The following is an 18,075-nucleotide window of genomic DNA, read 5'->3' as shown; positions in this document are numbered from 1 at the left end:
TGGTGACGACGACGAGTCCGCCTCCTCCGAGCGGCGTGCCAGCACAAGCCCCGTCACTTACGCTGCCTCCCTGACTCGCGCTGGCCGAATGTACGGATACACCCGACTCACGCTGCGGGTCGGGACCATACCGGCAGCGCAAGTCAGAGGGGCAAGTCAGAGGGGCAGCGCGACTGAGGCTGGATACGCTGGCTCTATGCCGGCGAGCGCCCATAGAGGTCGTACTCGGCGAGCAGGGCGTCCCTGTCGTCGTCGTCGAGTCGGCGGTACGTCAGCGTCTTGGTGTCACCCAGGTACACGCTGTCCTCGACGGTCCACGACTGGCGGCGCAGATCCTTCTTGTCGATCTTGCGCGTCGCGGTGACCGGGATCGAGTCCACGACCCGCACGAAGCGCGGGGCCCACTTGGTGCCCAGATCCGCCTGCTCGGACAGGAACCGGCCGAACGCCTCGGGGTCGAACCGGTGCCCGTGCACCATCTGGATGGAGGCCATCACCTGGTCGCCCGTGCGCGGGTCCGGGACCGGGTAGACCGCCACCAACGCAATTCCGGGAAAGCGGGCCAGAATGCGCTCGACGGGAGCGGCGGCAAAGTTCTCGCTGTCCACGCGCAGCCAGTCGCCAGCCCGGCCGGCGAAGTAGAAGAACCCGTCAGCGTCGCGATAGCCCAGGTCGCCGGAACGGTAGGCGGCGCCCTCGATCCGGTCCGCGGTGGCCTCGGGATTGCGGTAGTACCCCTCGAACATCGCCGCCCCGGTGCGGTTGACGATCTCGCCGATCGCCGCGTCCGGGTTGAGCAGACGCCCGTTTTCGTCGAACTCGGCGCGCGGGCACTCGTTGCCCTCGGCGTCCAGAACGCAGACGTCCATGAACTCGGGGGCCTTGCCCAGGGCGTTCCGCGGGGAGTCAGGGGTGAGGCTGATGACGACCGCGCCCTCGGATGAGCCGTAGCTCTCGATGGGGCGGGTCCCGTAGCGGCGCTCGAACTCGTCGCGGTCGTGCGGCGAGGCCTCCGTGCCGAACACCAGACGCAGCCGGGTCTGCCGCTCCTCTGGCGACTCGGGCATCGCGAGGATGTACGCCAGCGAGCGGCCCACGTAGTTGAAGAATGTCGCGCCGAACTTGAGGACGTCGGGCAGGAATCCGGAGGCGGAGAACTTGCGCCGCATGCTGAAGGTGGCGCCGGTGAACACCGACGGCGCCCAGCAGGACATGATCGCGTTGCCGTGGAACAGGGGCATCGAGTTGTAGGTGACGTCGTCTCGGACGAACGACAGGTGGTTGATGGCGGCCAGCCCTGCCAACCGGCCGGTACTACAGATGACCGCCTTGGGCGCGCCGGTCGAGCCGGACGTGAACGTCAGCAGCAGCTGAGTGGCCGGGTCGTTGGCCGCGTCGATCTCCGGAAGCTCGGCGTCTGCGGCAGCGGCTACCGCCTCCTGCCACTGTGGGCTGTCGACGGAGAGCACGCGATCGGCGTCCACGCCGGTGTCGAGCCCGTCGAGGAGTTGCGCCTGTTCGGAGTCGGTGACGATGAGGTCGCAGTCCACTCCACGGATATCGCCGGCGAGTTCGGCACCCCGGCGGGTGGGGTTGATGCCGATGATCGTTGCCCCGCACAGGGCAGCGCCGCCGATGAGGAAGATGTAGTCGGGCACGTTCTCCAGCAGCACACCCACGTGGAAAGGCCGGTCGGTCCGCCGAAGCCGGCTGAGCACCACAGCCCGCTTCTCGCATTCCCGGATCACCTCATCCCAGGTGTAGCGCTCGTCCTCGAACAGCAACCCGGGTCGGGTATCGCCGCGCCGGCGGTCCAGGACGTCGGCGAACGTCATGCGCTGGGCTGCCACTTCCTCGGGCAGCATCCGTTCGACGTTCTCTGGCTCGACGGTGGGTGCTTGGTAACGGCTCTCGTCGGCGTTCACGACGGACTCCTCATGATTGCTGGCGGCTGGAACGACGCCATGAGATGGTGGACAACAGCGACATAACAACTGTTGTGTGACGGCTCGCCGTGGACTCTAACCCAGTGTGTTCCACACCACAAGGAACGGGGTACATTGCGCACGACCCGGTGCGCGCGAAGTCCCTTGCCCGGAGAGAGACCGAAGCACACGCGATCGTGAGGACACCTGCGACCATGGCCAGTACCGGAACCGAGTCGAACCGACGCGAGATCGCCAGCGCCGCGTGCGACCTGGTGGCCGCCGGCGGCCTGGACAGCGTGTCGATGCGCAAGATCGCCCAGCATCTCGGATCGACCACCGGGTACATCTCGCACTATTACGTGGACAAGGAAGACCTACTCGAGGCGGCGCTGCTCGCCGCGCTGAGCGATCTCACCACCCACTTGGGATCGCCGTCCGAGTCCCTGGAGGAGTGGATCGACAACGCGGCCGAGAGCCTGCCGCGCTCGGAGGAAACGCAGCGCTTCTGGCGCGTCCTCACCGCGTTCCAGGCGGCCAGCATGAACAGCGAACGACTGTCCGCGGTGCTACGCAACTACGTCGCAGACAACGAGGCGGCCCTCGCTCGCCACCTCACCCCGGTGGTGCCACGCGATGCCGCGGCGTCCGACGTCTCCGCGCTCGCCCGCTCCCTGTTCGCCCTCGTGGCTGGCCTGGGCACCACGTCGACCATCAACACGGGAGTGTTCACCGCGGAGCAGCAGCGGGCCGTGGTGCGGGCGGCGGTACAGGGACTGGTGGACGAGTTCGCCGAGCGGCAGGGTGGCGGCCAGTAGATCATGACCACGCCCCCGCGCGGTCCGCAAATATCGCATGCCCACTGGAACGAGTCACGAATCCAAGTCGCGGGTCCGCAAAGCGAGTTGATTGCCCGGAGGGACTGGACCGAGGTTACCTCAAGGGCCGCCTGCTCGCGCTCCGTCGTACTTGGCCACTTGATAGTCGGCCAGGTCGACTGTCCTGCCGTCTTCACGTCGTGATAAGAGGGTCCAGTCTGAGCCGGAACGTCTCGCGATGACGCCCCACTTGTTCCTGGGTATATCTGCGTGATCGATCGCTCGCTCGACTCTCTTGAAGTCTGAGGACACGCCTCGAGGGGTCGACCCCGGCGCGCAATAGTGCTCGAACGTGGGCCACCATGCCCATCGCCCCGACGGGGCAGGGGCCGAAGACCCTTTCCGTGCCAGCGCCGCTTTCCGTGCCAGCGCCGCTTTCGGAGCCGTCGTGCGCCCCTCGAGCACATTTTTTGTTTGGAGAAGTGCTCGGCGAAGTCTGACCCGGCCGCTGTTGTTATTGAGTCCTCGCTGCGACGGGTGTGGCACACCCTCGGGTATCACCACTCCCGGCAGCGTCAACCCCGCACGCCTCCAGCCGTCGCGGGCGCCATCTCCCATCAGAAGCACGACCTCCAGATCAGTTAGCAATGCCACTACCTGCCTCAACCACACAGCCCCACGTTCTCGCTCGTCGTTTGACGAGCCGGAGTTCTTGTCACCGCGTATCGGCGCCGGTGCTACGTTCCAGTGAACGAACAGCTCGGGCCCCAACCCGAGATCGTTATAGAACGCCGCGCAGTTTTTTGCAGTCCGATCATCGTTCTCAAGGCTCAGCAGTCCCGATCCGGTTCCGGCTTCGGCTTTCGTTGACGGATTATCGAGAAGCGCCAGCACGCGAGCTCCAACCCCGCCGAGTTGCGGATCCGCATACGGCACACGGCCGCGTTCGATACTTGTGCACTCTCGCCGTCAACCGCGTGGAGCTTATGCGGCAAGTTGTCGACCGCGGGAGTGCATAAACTCCCTGCCCCTCGACCGCGTACTAGCCGTCGACAGCCCGTAATTCACAGGCCCGCCCCCCTCCACAGGTTCGGCCGCAAACCCGGCCTAACCGACGGTTGAGCAAGATGCCGTGGCCGACGATGACGTGCATGACATATCGCCGATGGCCCACACGTACGATCCCTTCCACCACGCCACATCCCGCGCTGACACACAGCAGACTCGGACACGAGGTCGCCGGGTTGAGCCGGGGCGCCCGGGATCGCCTCCACGTGCAGGTCGCCGACGGCCTCTGGCTCGACAGGCGATCCGACGGCGACATCGCGAGTCGCTCAATCGCGTTCCAACGTCTGTACCCCGGGTCCGCCCTGTGCGGCTGGTCCGCCATGGCACTCCACGGCTTCACCGCCCCGGGCCATGCCCAGCCTGAACTGTGGATCGGGCGAGCCGCCCGCCGACGAAAAGGGTTGGTAGTCAGGAGATACGAGAGCGTCCCGGAAGGCGCTCTCGTGGAGGTCAGGGGCGTGTCAGTGACCTCGGTGCGCTGGACCGCGTTCGACCTCGCTCGATTCCTGCCGTTCGAAGAGGCGGTCATCGCGCTCGAGGGCATGTATTCACAAGGATTCGATCTGGCGAGTCTCGAGCGGACACTGACACATCTCGCGGGAACGTGGGGTATCCGTCGAGCATGGAATGCCTGGCGAGCCGCCGACCCCCAGTCGGAATCCCCGATGGAGACCAGGACCCGGCTCGTCCTGGCAGAGGCCCGAATCACCGGTTTCGAGTCGCAAGTTCACGTCCCGCGTCTGGGCTACACCGTGGACCTCGGGCACAAATTCGCCAAGGTCGCGATCGAGTACGACGGGTACGACCACCTCGATCCATCCAGACACCGGCGCGACGTCCACCGGCTCAACCGACTTCGTGCGGAGGGATGGGAGGTGATCGTCGTGACATACGACATTCTGCAGAACCATCGCGCTGAGTTCCTGGAGCAGGTGCGCGCAGCCCTGAGACGCCGCGGGGTTCCGCTGGCCGCGTGACGGTGGAGCACCCTTCTGAGATGGCGACGCCCGCGCCCCACGGGAAGCAGACTGACCGTGGCCCCTCGCCTCAACAGCAGCTCCGGAAAAGTTATGCACTCCGCCAGTCGCCAATTTGCCGCGTAAGGTCCGCCCGGTTGACCGCGAGAGTGCATAACTTGGCGAGCCGAGCCGACGGAATTGCCGCATATGCGGAGCTGGGGCGGGGTGGGCAGGGGGCAGGAGTGGAGGCGGGAGCAGCCGAGGCGTGCACTCAGCCCAGCGTGCCGCGCAGCCGCTCGACGGCCGCCTCGTACTCGGCCACGATCTGCGCCATCGTCTCGGCCACGGGCACAACGGCATCGAGCGACCCGATGATCTGTCCGGCCGGCATCGCCACCACCTCCGGGTCGTGCGCGGCGGAGATCCGCTGGTGCGCCTCCGCCACCAGCACGTTCTGCAGCGGCATGGGCAGCGGATCGGGGGCGTCCTCGGCAGACCACGCCTCGGTCCACCTGGTCTTGAGCAGACGGGCGGGCTTGCCGGAGTAGATGCGACTGCGGACGGTGTCGGCGCTGCTGGCGGCGACCAGTGCCTGCTGCATGGCGTGGATTCCGCCGTCGTCGCCGTACTCGGCCGCGGTGAGCCAGCGCGAGCCCATCCACACGCCCTGCGCACCCATGCCGATCGCCGCGGCGACCTGCGAGCCACCGCCGATGCCGCCCGCGGCCAACACGGGTGCACGGCCATCCAGAGCAGCCACGATCTCCGGCAGCAGCACCATGGTGGCGACCTCACCGGTGTGGCCCCCGGCCTCGCCGCCCTGGGCGATCACGATGTCGACGCCGCTGGCCACGTGGGCGAGGGCATGCTTCTTCGCCCCGGCGAGCGCGGCCACCTTCACTCCCTTGCCGTGCGCCCGCTCGATGATGTGCTCGGGCGGAGACCCCAGCGCGTTGGCGATGAGGACGGGGCGGTGCTCGAGCGAAATCTCTACATGGGCCTCAGCCACGGAATGCAGCCAGCCCACCACCCCGGCGTCGGCCCGGGCGTCGCCGCTGAGCGGCGGCACCCCCAGGTCGTCGAGAACGCGGGAGACAAAGGCCTTGTGCTCCTCCGGGATCATTCCGGCGAGGTCGCTCGTCGTACCCTCGGTGGGCACCTTGTTGGGCATGACGATGTCCACTCCGTACGGCTTGCCGTCGGTGTTCTCGTCCATCCAGTGCAGGGCCTCGTCGAGTTCGGCCGGGTCGTTGTAGCGCACGCAGCCGAGCACGCCCATGCCGCCGGCACGGGTCACCGCAGCCGCCACCGCCTTGGACGGGGTGAACGCGAAGATCGGGTAGTCGATGCGGAACTGCTCCGTCAGAGGCGTGCGGATGCTCACCTGCGGACCTCCTGGCTGGAATCCGCGGGGCGGGACGCGGCGACCTCTGCGGCCCACCGGTAGTCGGGCTTCCCGGCGGGCGTGCGCTTGACCTCGTCCACCACCCACAGCGCCCGCGGGCATTTGTAGCCGGCGATCTCGGAGCGTACGACCTCGTTGAGCTGCTCGACCGGCGGGCACCGGCCGTCGCGGGTCCGGAGCACGGCAGCGACCTTCTGACCCATCCGCTCGTCGAGCAGGCCGATCACCAGGGCGTCGTACACATCGGGGTGCGTCTTGAGCGCGGCCTCGACCTCTTCTGGGTGGACCTTCTCGCCGCCGGTGTTGATGGACACCGATCCGCGCCCGAGCACGGTCACGGTGCCGTCCTCCTCGACCCGCGCGTCGTCGCCCGGGATGGAGTAGCGGATGCCGTTGTAGGTCGGGAAGGTGGCCGCAGACTTGGCTTCGTCCTTGTAGTAGCCGATCGGGATGTGCCCGGCGCGCGCGAGTTTGCCGACGACCCCGGACCCGGGTGCGAGCTCGTTGCCGTCGTCGTCCAGGACGGTGGTCTGCCCGTCGATCTTCACCCGGGGACCACCGGTGTGGGTCTTGCCCTTCTCCGCCATCGCCATGCCGGAGAAACCGGTCTCGGAGGAGCCGACCGAGTCGGAGATGATGGCGTTGGGGAACGCCTCGATGAACTGGTCTTTGACCGCGGGCGAGAACAACGCCGCGGAGGAGGAGAGATAGAGCAACGACGACGAGTCGTACTTCTGCGGATCCCAGGCCTCGATCAGCGGGCGCGCCATGGCGTCTCCGGTGATGAACATGAGGTTGATCCCGTGCTCGGTCAGGGCCTGCCAGACGGCCGCGGGATCGAACTCGGGCACGAGCACACTGGTGCGCCCGTTGAACACCGCCATGAGGATCGCCCACTGGGCGCCTCCGTGGATCAGTGGCGGCAGTGCCGCACTCACCATCGGTCCCGCGTCCACGGCCTGGTCCGCGAGAACCCACTCGTGTTCGATGGGTTCGCCGGTGAGGAAGTCGATGCCGCCGCCGAGGACCATGAACACGTCCTCCTGCCGCCACATCACGCCCTTCGGCGACCCGGTGGTGCCGCCGGTGTAGAGCATGTAGAGGTCGTCGTTGGAGCGGTCGCCGAAGTCCCGCTCGGGCGACTGCTCGGACAGGGCTTCGTCGTAGTGGGCGACGGTGACGCCCTCGGGCACGACCGGGCTAGGTGCTTCGCTGCCGTCCTCCACCACCAGGCAGTGACGCACCTGCGGAGTTTGAGGAAGCGCCGCGGCGAGGGTCTGGGAGTAGCGGCGTTCGTGGATCACCGCGACCGCGTCGGAGTTCTCCAGCAGGTACTGCAGCTCGGAGGCCACGTAGCGGAAATTGACGTTGATCATCACCGCCCGGATCTTGAAGATCGCGATCATTGCCTCAACAGCCTCGATGGTGTTACGGCTGTAGAGCGCGACCTTGTCGCCCGGGCCGACGCCGACAGACTGCAGGTGGTGCGCGAGCCGGTTGGCCCGGTCCTCGACCTCCGCGTAGGTGAGCGAGCGGTCGCCCTGGATCAAGGCGATGCGGTCCGGCACGCGGTCGACGGCGTGCTCGACGAGATCTCCGATGGTGTAGGCCATGGCTCTAAATTAGAACGTGTTACGTTCAGCCGATGCCGATCGCGTGATTTCGGCCACACCAATGAATTTCGGAGGCTCAATGTCCAGCGCTGTCACCCCTGACGACCAGCACCTGCTCACCGAACGCCGCGGGCACGTCCTGGTGGTCACCATGAACCGCCCCGAGGCCCGCAACGCCCTGTCGGGGCCGATGATGCGCGGCATGGAGGCCGCCTGGGACCTGGTCGACTCCGACCCGGAGATCCGCGCGTGCGTCCTCACCGGCGCGGGTGGATATTTCTGCGCGGGCGCGGACCTCAAGTCGATGAACCAGACGGCGCCGGGCGACAGGTTCGCGAGCGGCGGCTGGGACCTGACCCGCCTGCCCGCGCTGCTCAAGGGACGACGACTGACCAAGCCGCTCATCGCCGCGGTGGAGGGCCCGGCCATCGCGGGCGGGACCGAGATTTTGCAGGGCACCGACATCCGCGTGGCCGGACGTTCGGCCAGGTTCGGCGTCTCGGAGGCTCGGTGGGGTCTGTATCCGCTGGGCGGGTCCGCGGTGCGCCTACCGAGGCAGATCCCGTACACGATTGCCATGGACATCCTGCTCACCGGTCGTCATGTCACCGCCGAGGAGGCCGAACGATTCGGGCTGATCGGTCACGTGGTCGAGGACGGCGCGGCGCTGGAGAAGGCGCTCGAACTCGCCGGGCTGATCGTCGACAACGGCCCGATGGCCGTGCAGGGGATGCTCGAGACCATCCGCCGCACGGAGGGGATGCACGAGGAGGAGGCGTTCGTGGTGGACGCCGAGATCGGCGGCCGCGTCTTCGCCTCTGTCGACGCCAAGGAGGGCCCGCGCGCCTTCGCCGAGAAGCGCAGGCCCACCTTCCGGGGCGAGTAGACACCCGCCCCGGCGTGGCTCAGCCCAAGAACTTCGTCCGCAGACGCATCGCGTTGAAGTACATGGACGCCTGCTTCTTCTTGTCGGGCCCGAACGGCGGGACCATGAAGTCGGCCGCCGAGTAGTCGAACGAGTGCAGGGCCACCGCGCGCTCGTGGGTGAAGGTTCGGAACCCGTAGTGCCCGTGGTATGAGCCCATTCCCGAGTTGCCGACGCCGCCGAAGGGAATCGCCGAGGAGACCATCCCGATCCCGAAGTCGTTGCCGTAGATGCTGCCTGAGCGGGTCCGGTCGGCGACCAGCTCGAGCCGCTCATTCTTCTCGCCATACCAGTAGAGGGTCAGCGGGCTCGGACGGTCGGCGATGTGCCGGATGGCCTCGTCGATGCTCTTGTAGCCGTAGACGGTCAGGACGGGGCCGAACACCTCATCCGAGTCGATCTCCATGTCCGAGGTGACGCCGGTGAGCAGGGTGGGCGCGATCTTGCGCACCTCCGCGTTCGGCAGGTCCTCCCCCGCCGGGGCTGCGTCCCGCTTGGTCGCACCTTTGGCCACCGCGTCGTCGATCAAGCCGACGATCCGCTCGTAGTTGGAAGTGTTGATGGTGGCCGTGTACTCGGGGTTGCCGACGATCGCGGGCAACGAGGTGCGCCACTGGTCCAGCACGGTGTCGCAGAACGTGTCCATCGAGTCCTCGGGAACGAAGGCGTAGTCGGGGCACAAGCACACCTGCCCGCCGTTGACCATCCGGGCGGAGGCGATGTTGCGCGCCGCGCGCTCGATGTCCGCGCTGGTGTCAATGACGATGGGGTTTTTCCCGCCCAGTTCCAAGGTCACGGGCGTGAGGTTCTCTGCCGCGTCCTTGGCGACGGATTTGCCGACTCCGGGTGAGCCGGTGAAGAACAGGTGGTCGTAGGCGAGCTTGGAGAAGTCCGAGCCCCGGCCGTGTTCGGGTCCGGCGACCGCCAACTCGTCGACGGCGAAGTAGTCGGGCGCGCGCTGACACAGCACCTCGGTGGTGTTGGCGGTGACCGACGAGGGCCGCATCATCACCCGGTTGCCCGCCGCCAGAGCCGACCCCGCTGGAACGATCGTCAGGTAGAGCGGGAAGTTCCAGGGGCCTACGATCCCCACGACGCCCTTGGGGTCGTGCCGGACTTGCTGGTGGAACCCGACCCGGTCGAGGACGCGGGAGATCCGGCTGGGCTTCATCCACTTTTTGAGGTGGCTGCGCTGGTGGTCCAGGTCGGGGATGGACGAGGCGATGTCCGTGAGCGTGGACAGCGTCTCGGGACGGGACCCGTAGTCCTCCCGCATCGCCTCGGTGAGCTCGGCCGCGTTGTCCAGGATGAGGCTCTTGAGCCGGGAGATCCGGTCGCGGCGAACCTTGGCGCTTGGCTGCGGGTCGGCGAGGAATGCGCGCTGCTGACGCTCGAGGATCTGGTCGAGTGTGAGGTCGCGGGCGGTGGGGGTAGTGGCCATGCGTCCAGGATAGAACGTGTTCTCGCTCTGCGGGTGTGTTGGGCGCTGATCGCCGGGCGCGAACGACGAGGGCCCGCCTCCCCGGGTGGAGAAGCGGGCCCTCAGCCGAGGCGGGTCAACTACCGAGCGAACCGAGAGATCCGGTCGACCCGCTCGAGCCCGAGGAACCACCGAACAGGTTGCCCAGCGACCCGGCGTCGAGCGAGCCGTTGCCGTCGTCGTCGCCGGCAGGGCGGACGGTGACGGGCTTCTCGATCGTCCGATCGCCCACGGTGACCTGCAGAGTCACCGCGCCTTCGGACTCCGGCGTCCATTCACAGGTGGCGGTGCCGTCGGCTCCGATGGTCGTGCGGCAGACCTCGGTCGTCCCGGCCAGGACCACGACCTGCTCTCCTTCGTCACCGGTGATCGTGAGGGTCACCGGCTCCCCTGCAACCGGGTTTGCCGGCATGAGGGTGATGGTCGGCTCGGTCGGGTCCACCACGTCGTCGACGACCAGCGTTCCGCCGTCGGCGGGTTCGGAGGTGTTGCCGGCCGCGTCGGTCGCGGTGACGGTCACCCGCTCACCGTCCATCGCGAGGGTCGCGTCGAACTCGCAGGAGAATGTGCCGCCGGTCGCGATGGTCTCGCACACCTGCTGCCCGTCGACCGTCACCTTCACGGTGGACCCCGCTTCGGCCTCGCCCGTCACCGTCACCGGCTGGCCGGCGGTGACCGGCTCCGGAGCGACGACGATGCTCGTCGGAGCGGCGGGCGCCTCGGTGTCGGGAGCCTCGGCCACGGTGATAGTGGTCGCGGTGGCCGACTGGGACGCCCCGGTGGCCTCGTCGCCCGGGTAGTACGCGGTCACGTCGACCGTGCCCTCCGCCAGCGGGGTCCACTCGCACGACACGGTCCCGTCTGCGGACAACTCGCCGTCGCACAAGACGGTGGCGCCGTCCCGGAACTCGATAGTCGCACCCTCGGTGCCGCCGGTGACGGTGGCTGCCAGGGTCACCGGCTCGCCGACGGTCGCCTCGGAGGAGGCCACCACGTTGGACGTCGCGGTCGCGGCGACGCCCACGTCGATTCCTACCGGTTCAGATTCCGAGGGTGCGACCGTGTCATTGCCCGCGTAGGACGCGATGGCGGTGACGGTGCCGGCGACGGCTGGGGCGGTCCAGGTATAGGTCGCCTGGCCGCCGGTGACGGTCGGCGAACCGACCCTGGTGCCACCCGCCGTGATGTCGACGGTCTGCCCATCGGAGATGCCCACGGTGGTCACGGTGAACGTCAGCTCCTGGCCCACTTCGACCGCGTTGGGGGCGTCGAGAGAGAGGCTTGACGCTGTGCGGTCCACGGAGACGGTGGTGGCCCTGGGTGACTGCGACGGATTGGTGGTCGCATCGCCTTCATAGTGAGCGATCACGTTGACCGTGCCGGCCGCGGCTGGCTCCCACTCGCAGTCCACGGTGCCGTCAGCGGCTAGCTGCCCGGTGCACAGCACAGCGGTCCCGTTGCGGAACTCGACGTCGACGCCGCCGGTGCCGTTGGTGACTCTCGACGACAGCGTCACCGGCTGACCTATCGACCCCGTGGTCGAGGAGGCGGTCACCCGTGAGGTCTGGGTAGCGGCAGCGTCGACGGTGATGGTCAGTTCGTTCGACTCTGCGGGCGAGGCCGTGCCCGAACCCCCGTAGTCGGCACGGATCGTGAACGACCCCACCTGGGTGGCGGTCCACTCGTAGGTGGCCTCGCCGCCGGTGACGGTCGCGGAGTCGACGAACGTCTCGTCGATGAGAATGTCCACCGACTCGCCGTCAGCGATGCCGTTGGTCGTAATCGTCAGCTCGGCGGTCTCTCCCGGCTGAACCGAGGTGGGGCCGGAGAGTTCGACCGACGATGCGGTGGCGCTCACGGTGACCGAGGTGGTGGCGGGACCGGAGTCCACACCGTTGAGGGTGGCCACCGCCGTGATGGTCTGCTCACCGACCGGCAGCACGCCCAGCTCGCAGGTGAACGCACCCTCTGCATCGGCAGCCGCGGTGCACTGCTGACCGTCGGTCGCCGTGACGGTGACCGTCGAGTCGGCGGGTGCGGTGCCGGAGACCGTCACCGCATCATCGGCGGCAGGGGCCTGTGGCGCCACTGTGAGGTCACTCGGAGCGCTCACCTGCCCCTGGCCCACGGTGACCGTGGTCGGTGCTGGCGACTGCGACGGCGCGGTGGTGGCGTCGCCGAGGTAGTGCGCGGTCACCGCGACGTCGCCGAGCTGGTCCGGCGTCCACGGGCAGGAGACGGTGCCGTCGGCGGCGACCTCACCAGTGCACAGCACGGTGATGCCCTCACGGAATTCGACCGTGGCACCCTCGGTGCCGTCCGTCACGGTGGCCGACAGGGTGACCGGCTCACCGGTAACGGGGCTGGCGGAAGCCGTGACGGCCGACGTCTGGGTCTGTGTCAGGCCCACCTCGACGACGAGGGGGTCAGACTGCGCGGGTCCGGCAGTCGCCGAGCCCTCGTACACAGCGAGTGACTCGTAGGATCCGGTGGCGGTGGGGGTCCACTGGAAGCTGGCTTGATCGCTTGCCACCTGGGCGGTGTCGACCTCGTCGCCGTCGATCTGCAGGCTCACGGTCTCGCCGTCGGCGATCCCGGTGGTCTCGACGGTGAGCGTGGTGGCCTGGCCGATGGTCGCGGTGGACGGCCCCGCCAGCTCCAGAGAAGTCTCGACGAGCTGGACAGTGACCGGGGTGGCCGACGGTGAGGCGGCCGGAGTTGTGGTCGCGGTGCCCGGGTAGTGGGCGGTCACCTGGTAGTCGCCGGTCTCCTGCGGGGTCCAGTAGCAGGTGGCGGTACCGCCGCCGGAAAGGGTCGCCGAGCACAGCTCGTCGGCTCCGTTGCGGAACTCGATCCTCTCGCCAGCGGTGCCGCCGGTGACGGTCGCCGTGAGCGGGACCGAGGTGCCAACGGTGGCGGTGCCGGGAGCCGTCACCGGCGAGACCGAGGTCTGGATGAGACCGATTGTCCCGGTGACCGGCGTGGAGGTCGATTCCGCGTAGCCGGGCGAGCCGAGGTAGCGCGCGGTGAGGCTGTAAGGCTGGTTGGCCTGAGCTGCGCTCGGGACCCAGTCATAGGTTGCGACGCCCTCTACCAGCTTCGATGTACCCAGGACGGCACCGCTGTTGGCGAATTGGACCTCGTCTCCGTCGTTGCCAGCCACCACCGTGGCGGTGAGGGTGGAGGGCTGGCCCGGGGCGGGATCCGGGTTTACATCCAACGTGGTGGAGGTCTGCTGGACCGGGTCGATCACATCGACGTTGACTTGCCCCGAGGACGACCCGGCGACAGTAGTGGAGCCCGAGTAACGCGCCTGGATCGTGTACGAACCAGGGATATCGGGCGCCCAGCCGGTGTACGTCGCGCTCCCTGCGGTCACCTCTGCGGTGCCGAGCTGTTGGTTATTGACCAAGAACTCGATGGGCTGCCCGTCGGCAATGCCATTGGTAGTTGCGGTCAGCGGGACGGGGGATCCGGCCATGGCGGGGGATGCGGCTGAGACGTTCACCGTGGACTCGGATTGGACCACCTCGGCGGTCACGACCGCCGATGTTGACCCCGCGTGGGTGGCGGTCTGGACGGTCCGTGCCCGGACGTCAAACGATCCCGGTGTCGGCGCCGTCCAGTTGTACGTGGCGGCTCCGTTAGCGGATGGGGAGCTGCCCACGACGCTTTCGTTGACGAGGAACTCGACCTGGGTGCCATTCGGTGCGTTGGTGGTCGCACTGAGGGCGGTCGGCTGGCCAATCACCGTTGCTGACGGTTGACCAATGGACGTGGTGGTGGCCTTGCGTTGGACGTTAATCGCGGGACCCATGTTGCGATCGCCGAGTTCGTCGCTACCTCCGCGACCCATCCACGTACCGCCGGTTGCCACCTGACCCGCATTGCACATCACGCGGTACTTGGCCGTCATCGTGAACGGAGTTGCCTGTCGACCGATACCCGACGACCAATCGACCAGTTCGTTGTTCCCGGTGGGCTCTTCGGGCTTATTGGCCGTTGCGGATCCCGGTACGAACTCCATACAGGCAGGAGTGAAGTCGCGGACCCTGTAGAGCAAGTGACCGTAGTCATTCCGAGTGATGTTGGTCGACACCGTGACCTCGTCACCGTAGGTAGGCGTTGCCTCACTCACAGCTCTCGTAATGGTGAACTGGGACAAAAGGAATGCGCCCGGCACCACATGGGTCGCAGGCGGGGTCGGAGCCGCCGAAGCGACCCCCGCACCACCCACAACGAGGGTGCCGGCTGCCACACCTAACGCCCCGATAATCGCCGTTGCTCGGCGAGCCACTTTCCGTATCATCGTGCACCCCTGCGTGTTGGATTGGTCTTTCAGCTGTTGCGCGGACGGCTAGTGAATGCTCCGCGCTGATAGTCCTGTGCCCCGCCGCCCCTGGAGGCGACGGGGCACAGGATGTGAGCCGCGTGTCAGTTCCCCCCAAGTGAGCCCAGGGAACCGTTGGCGCTGCCGCCTGACAGAGATCCGAGACTTCCTGATTCCGGGTCAGTGGGGTCGGTCGGGTCGGTCGGGTCGGTCGGGTCGACAATTTTCGGCGTGATGATTGCCAGCGTGGTGGCCTGCGACGACAAGTAGTTGCCGTTGCCCGAGTAGACCGCGCGGACGGTGCGTTCGCCGTCAGCGGTCGGGGTCCAGGTCAAGGTCGCCGTGCCATCCGCCTGCACATCGGCCGTGCCGATCTCGATCTGACCGTCGTAAAAGGTGACCGCGCCGCCAGCCATGCTGGGGTCGACTGTGGCCTTGAGTATTACCTCATCGCCGAGCGGCGTGACCGGGACCGCATCTAGCGTGGTGGTGGTCGAGAGGTCGCTGGGGTCCGCCGACGCGACGGTCACAGGAATTGCACCGTTGGACGCGTTAACTCCACTCCGCCCGGAGAAGTCGGCGTCGATGGTGCGCTGTCCCGCCGTACTCGGAATCCAGTTGACGCTCGCCGTACCGTCCGCTGCGACGGGTGCGGATCCGACGGTGGTTCCGTTCTCCTTGAACACCACTGTGCCCCCGGTACCTGGCGGGTTGACAGTGGCGGTGAGTTGGGTGCTTTGGCCCACCTTCGGAGTTCCGGCAGCGGTAACGGAAACAGAGGAGTCGACGTTGGTCGGAGACACGATCACCGTGCGATCCACTGACGCCGAACCGCCGTGAGTACCGGTCTGGGCGAACGTGGCCCGCACCCGCTTGGTGCCCTCGGAGGTCGGGGTCCACTGCAACGAGACCTCACCATTCGAGACCTGTGCCCCGCCGACAGCCTGTCCATCCACAAAGAAGGTGACCTGGCCGCCCTCCGGGACGTTGGTCGTGGTGGCGTTCAACGTGATCGACTGTCCGACCTCAGGGTTGACCGGCTGCCCGAGGAACACCGAGGTCCCCTTGCGCTGGACGCTGATCGTCGGGCCCATGTTGCGGTTGCCCAGCTCGGAGTCGCCTGCGGGAGCCCTCTTCATCCAGGTCCCGCCAGTCCCGATATTCCCGGCGTTGCAGTTCACGGTGTACTCCGCCGTCATCGTGAACGGCTCCGCCTGCCGACCGAGCGTCGAGGACCACTCGACAAGCTCGTTGTTCCCCGTGGGCACTTCTGGTTTGTTTGCAGTTGCAGACCCCGGCACGTACTCCATGCACGTAGGGGTGAAGTCACGGACCTGGTATAGCAAGTGCCCAAGGTTGTCGCGCGTAATGTCAGTTGTCACCGTGACCGTGTCGCCGTAGGTTGGCGACGCCTCACTTACCGTTCGCGTGATAGTGAACTGAGAGGTCAGGAACGCACCCGGCACCACCGTCGTCGATGGCGGCGTCGGTGCCGCCGCCGCGACCCCCGCCCCGCCAATGGCCAGCACTGACCCCGCCATGACTGCGACACTCGCCGTAGCCACCGTCCTGCGTATATTTCCTTGCTTCATCGATTCTCCCCATCCCCAGACCACCCAGTGTGGTCTCTGCTCACTCGCCGACTAACCCGCAATGTGATGTACGTGACAATAACGGACTAGTAGCGGAAATAAAACCCTTATAGGACACTCTCTTGGATCCGCCAATCATGGACACATTGGGGACTGCGCTGCACTGACAACACCCGTCACATCCGCATCTCAACTGAGAGAATGCTTCAAGTCAGCCGTCCAAAACTCCCAGACTCGGCTTCTGCGCTTCGTCGCCTACTTTCCCCTCAGACGGCGCAGTTCGCAGGTCTCCAGGTCGACTACTCGAGTCATAACCTGGTCAGTCAGGTGGAGTTCACCATCGCGGACTGTCAATTCCGAGCCCTTTCGAACTTTGGCCGTACATTCCGGCGCGTCTGCGCCGGAGACTTCCAGCTTCGTGTCCCCGACGATTTGTGCCTCCCGACCGCTCGGCAGGCGCACTGGCGAAGCGGGCGCCTGGGTCACACTCGACGTCGTGGCTGCGACAGAAGGGGACGTCGAAGTCTCGGTCGTTTTGGGCACAGTCGTAGATCTCGTTTCGGACGACGATGGGGTTGTCGTTGGCGGGCGAGACGTAGCAGTCGACGTTGGGCCCTGTAAAGTGGACGGCCTTACGGTGCCCGAGGCAACGGTCGACCGAGACGTCATTGTGTTCGGGGACGTTTCGTCACTCGGTTCACTCGTTTGCGCGACGGTCGCGTCCGCATTCCGCTCTGCTGCTTCCACGTCGTCGGCCTCGGTCGGGTTGACGGCTGCAACTGGTGCAGAGCGCCCCACCGCCGTACCTCTCCGCTGACCAGCGGCCGCGGGCGCCATTTGCGAAGGATCCCACACGGTGGTGTTCTCCCATGGCCGATTCGGAGCGTCCGTTTCCGGGTACGGATCGCCGGTGCAGTACGTACTGAATATCGAGTAAGAATGCACTGAGTGACTTCGGTATCCCGAGGAAACTACCGAAGGATCATCCGAGTTTATCGTATGGACTCGGATTCGGTAAGTAGCAGCTGTGGCAGGTGTCGTCTGATCATAGATTCTAAACGCGCCCGTGGTATTGCTATTCGTTTCGAATGAGTACTTTACTTCTTCATTGTCATATACCCAATCAACTCGGTAGCGGTAGACCGAGTCCTCTTTACCTGGGACCGGGACAGGCGGACTCCAGCTTATGGTCGCGCGCCTGGCTCCTGCACCCCCCGAAGTAACGCACGCCACATTTGTCACCAACGGCGTCGGGAAGAAGTTGCCAGTCGCGACCTGCGAGCCGCTCGTTGACACCGTCTGATTCGTTTGCGCGAGCGTCGACACTGACTGCCCGAGCATAACCGCCATGGCTGAAACCCCGGCTATCGCAACAACTGCTCGCAACGATTTCGCGTGAGACTCGGCTGGTTTGTGATCAGACACTGTAGTTCTCCTAAGCCTCTGCATTGACGTCGTAGTCGTGTTCTGACCGCACCGCTCGGCGGGGCAGCGGTCCATACCCGGCCGCCAAGACCACCACCGCACCCACGAGTACTCCGCCGAGGAAGATCGCCACTGGGCTGGTCAGCCAACTCACCGCATACCCGGCACCGGGAACATGGAAGAACACCCGGTCCGCCCGGTCAAAGACGTAAGGCTCGACGTCGGGTACCGGATTGGCGTCCCCCTGCAGCGTGGCCACCACCCCGAGATCTGCCGGCGCGGGGACGAGGTCCACCACGCGGTGTGTGATGCGGACACCCTGTTGGTTGTCCACACTCACCACGTCGCCGACTGTGATCTCGGATGCAGGCACGGAGCGGGACAGCGCGAGAGATCCGGTCGGGATCTCGGGCGACATCGAACCCGAGCGAAACACCAGTGGGGTTACGCCGAGCAGCATCGACACCGCTGCGACCACAATGCAGACGAGGCCGACAACAGCGCCTACGTTGAGAACCACTTCACGGGTTCGGTG

At 66.5% G+C, this 18,075-nt stretch carries 10 protein-coding genes; 3 read left to right on the top strand and 7 right to left on the bottom strand.

What is annotated here, in order from left to right; translation table 11 throughout:
• Positions 1 to 194: 194 nt before the first annotated feature.
• Positions 195 to 1,865, bottom strand: a complete 1,671-nt coding sequence (locus ON04_RS03915; protein ID WP_029457668.1) for an AMP-binding protein — start codon at positions 1,863 to 1,865, stop codon at positions 195 to 197.
• Between the two features lie 275 nt (positions 1,866 to 2,140).
• Between ON04_RS03915 and ON04_RS03910 the strand changes: the two genes are divergently transcribed.
• Positions 2,141 to 2,743, top strand: coding sequence for a TetR/AcrR family transcriptional regulator (locus tag ON04_RS03910; protein WP_010540281.1), 603 nt, complete (start codon positions 2,141 to 2,143; stop codon positions 2,741 to 2,743).
• Positions 2,744 to 3,987: 1,244 nt separating this feature from the next.
• Positions 3,988 to 4,788 (top strand): DUF559 domain-containing protein, encoded by an 801-nt coding sequence (locus ON04_RS03905; RefSeq protein WP_238529223.1) that lies wholly within the window; start codon positions 3,988 to 3,990, stop codon positions 4,786 to 4,788.
• A 253-nt stretch (positions 4,789 to 5,041) separates the two neighbouring features.
• On the opposite strand, the gene ON04_RS03900 is transcribed toward ON04_RS03905, so the two are convergent.
• Both ON04_RS03900 and ON04_RS03895 read right to left on the bottom strand, forming a co-directional pair.
• Positions 5,042 to 6,148, bottom strand: coding sequence for an NAD(P)H-dependent flavin oxidoreductase (locus ON04_RS03900; protein WP_029457664.1), 1,107 nt, complete (start codon positions 6,146 to 6,148; stop codon positions 5,042 to 5,044).
• A gap of 2 nt (positions 6,149 to 6,150) precedes the next feature.
• Positions 6,151 to 7,788 carry an acyl-CoA synthetase gene (locus ON04_RS03895; protein ID WP_010540278.1) on the bottom strand — a complete coding sequence of 546 codons (1,638 nt, stop codon included), beginning with the start codon at positions 7,786 to 7,788 and terminating at the stop codon, positions 6,151 to 6,153.
• Between the two features lie 79 nt (positions 7,789 to 7,867).
• Here ON04_RS03895 and ON04_RS03890 point away from each other — a divergent pair, with 79 nt between their 5' ends.
• Complete coding sequence (locus tag ON04_RS03890; protein WP_010540277.1) at positions 7,868 to 8,674, top strand: crotonase/enoyl-CoA hydratase family protein; 807 nt, start codon at positions 7,868 to 7,870, stop codon at positions 8,672 to 8,674.
• 19 nt (positions 8,675 to 8,693) lie between these two features.
• Here ON04_RS03890 and ON04_RS03885 read toward each other — a convergent pair whose 3' ends face one another.
• The 4 genes from ON04_RS03885 to ON04_RS03870 form a co-directional block, all read right to left on the bottom strand.
• Entirely contained in the window at positions 8,694 to 10,154 is a 1,461-nt protein-coding gene (locus tag ON04_RS03885; protein ID WP_010540276.1) for an aldehyde dehydrogenase family protein, read from the bottom strand.
• Positions 10,155 to 10,269: 115 nt separating this feature from the next.
• Entirely contained in the window at positions 10,270 to 14,331 is a 4,062-nt protein-coding gene (locus ON04_RS03880; RefSeq protein ID WP_010540275.1) for a beta strand repeat-containing protein, read from the bottom strand.
• Between the two features lie 296 nt (positions 14,332 to 14,627).
• The gene (locus ON04_RS03875; RefSeq protein ID WP_010540274.1) at positions 14,628 to 15,791 is read right to left on the bottom strand and encodes an Ig-like domain-containing protein; all 1,164 of its coding nucleotides are present in this window, start codon (positions 15,789 to 15,791) and stop codon (positions 14,628 to 14,630) included.
• A gap of 1,759 nt (positions 15,792 to 17,550) precedes the next feature.
• Positions 17,551 to 18,060 carry a signal peptidase I gene (locus tag ON04_RS03870; RefSeq protein ID WP_010540272.1) on the bottom strand — a complete coding sequence of 170 codons (510 nt, stop codon included), beginning with the start codon at positions 18,058 to 18,060 and terminating at the stop codon, positions 17,551 to 17,553.
• Positions 18,061 to 18,075: the final 15 nt, after the last annotated feature.

The organism is Dietzia alimentaria 72 (assembly GCF_000226215.1).
In the GTDB taxonomy this organism is placed as follows: Bacteria; Actinomycetota; Actinomycetes; order Mycobacteriales; family Mycobacteriaceae; genus Dietzia; species Dietzia alimentaria.
The sequence above is the reverse complement of the archived record's forward strand: the minus strand, read 5'-3'. Positions and strand labels throughout refer to the sequence as shown.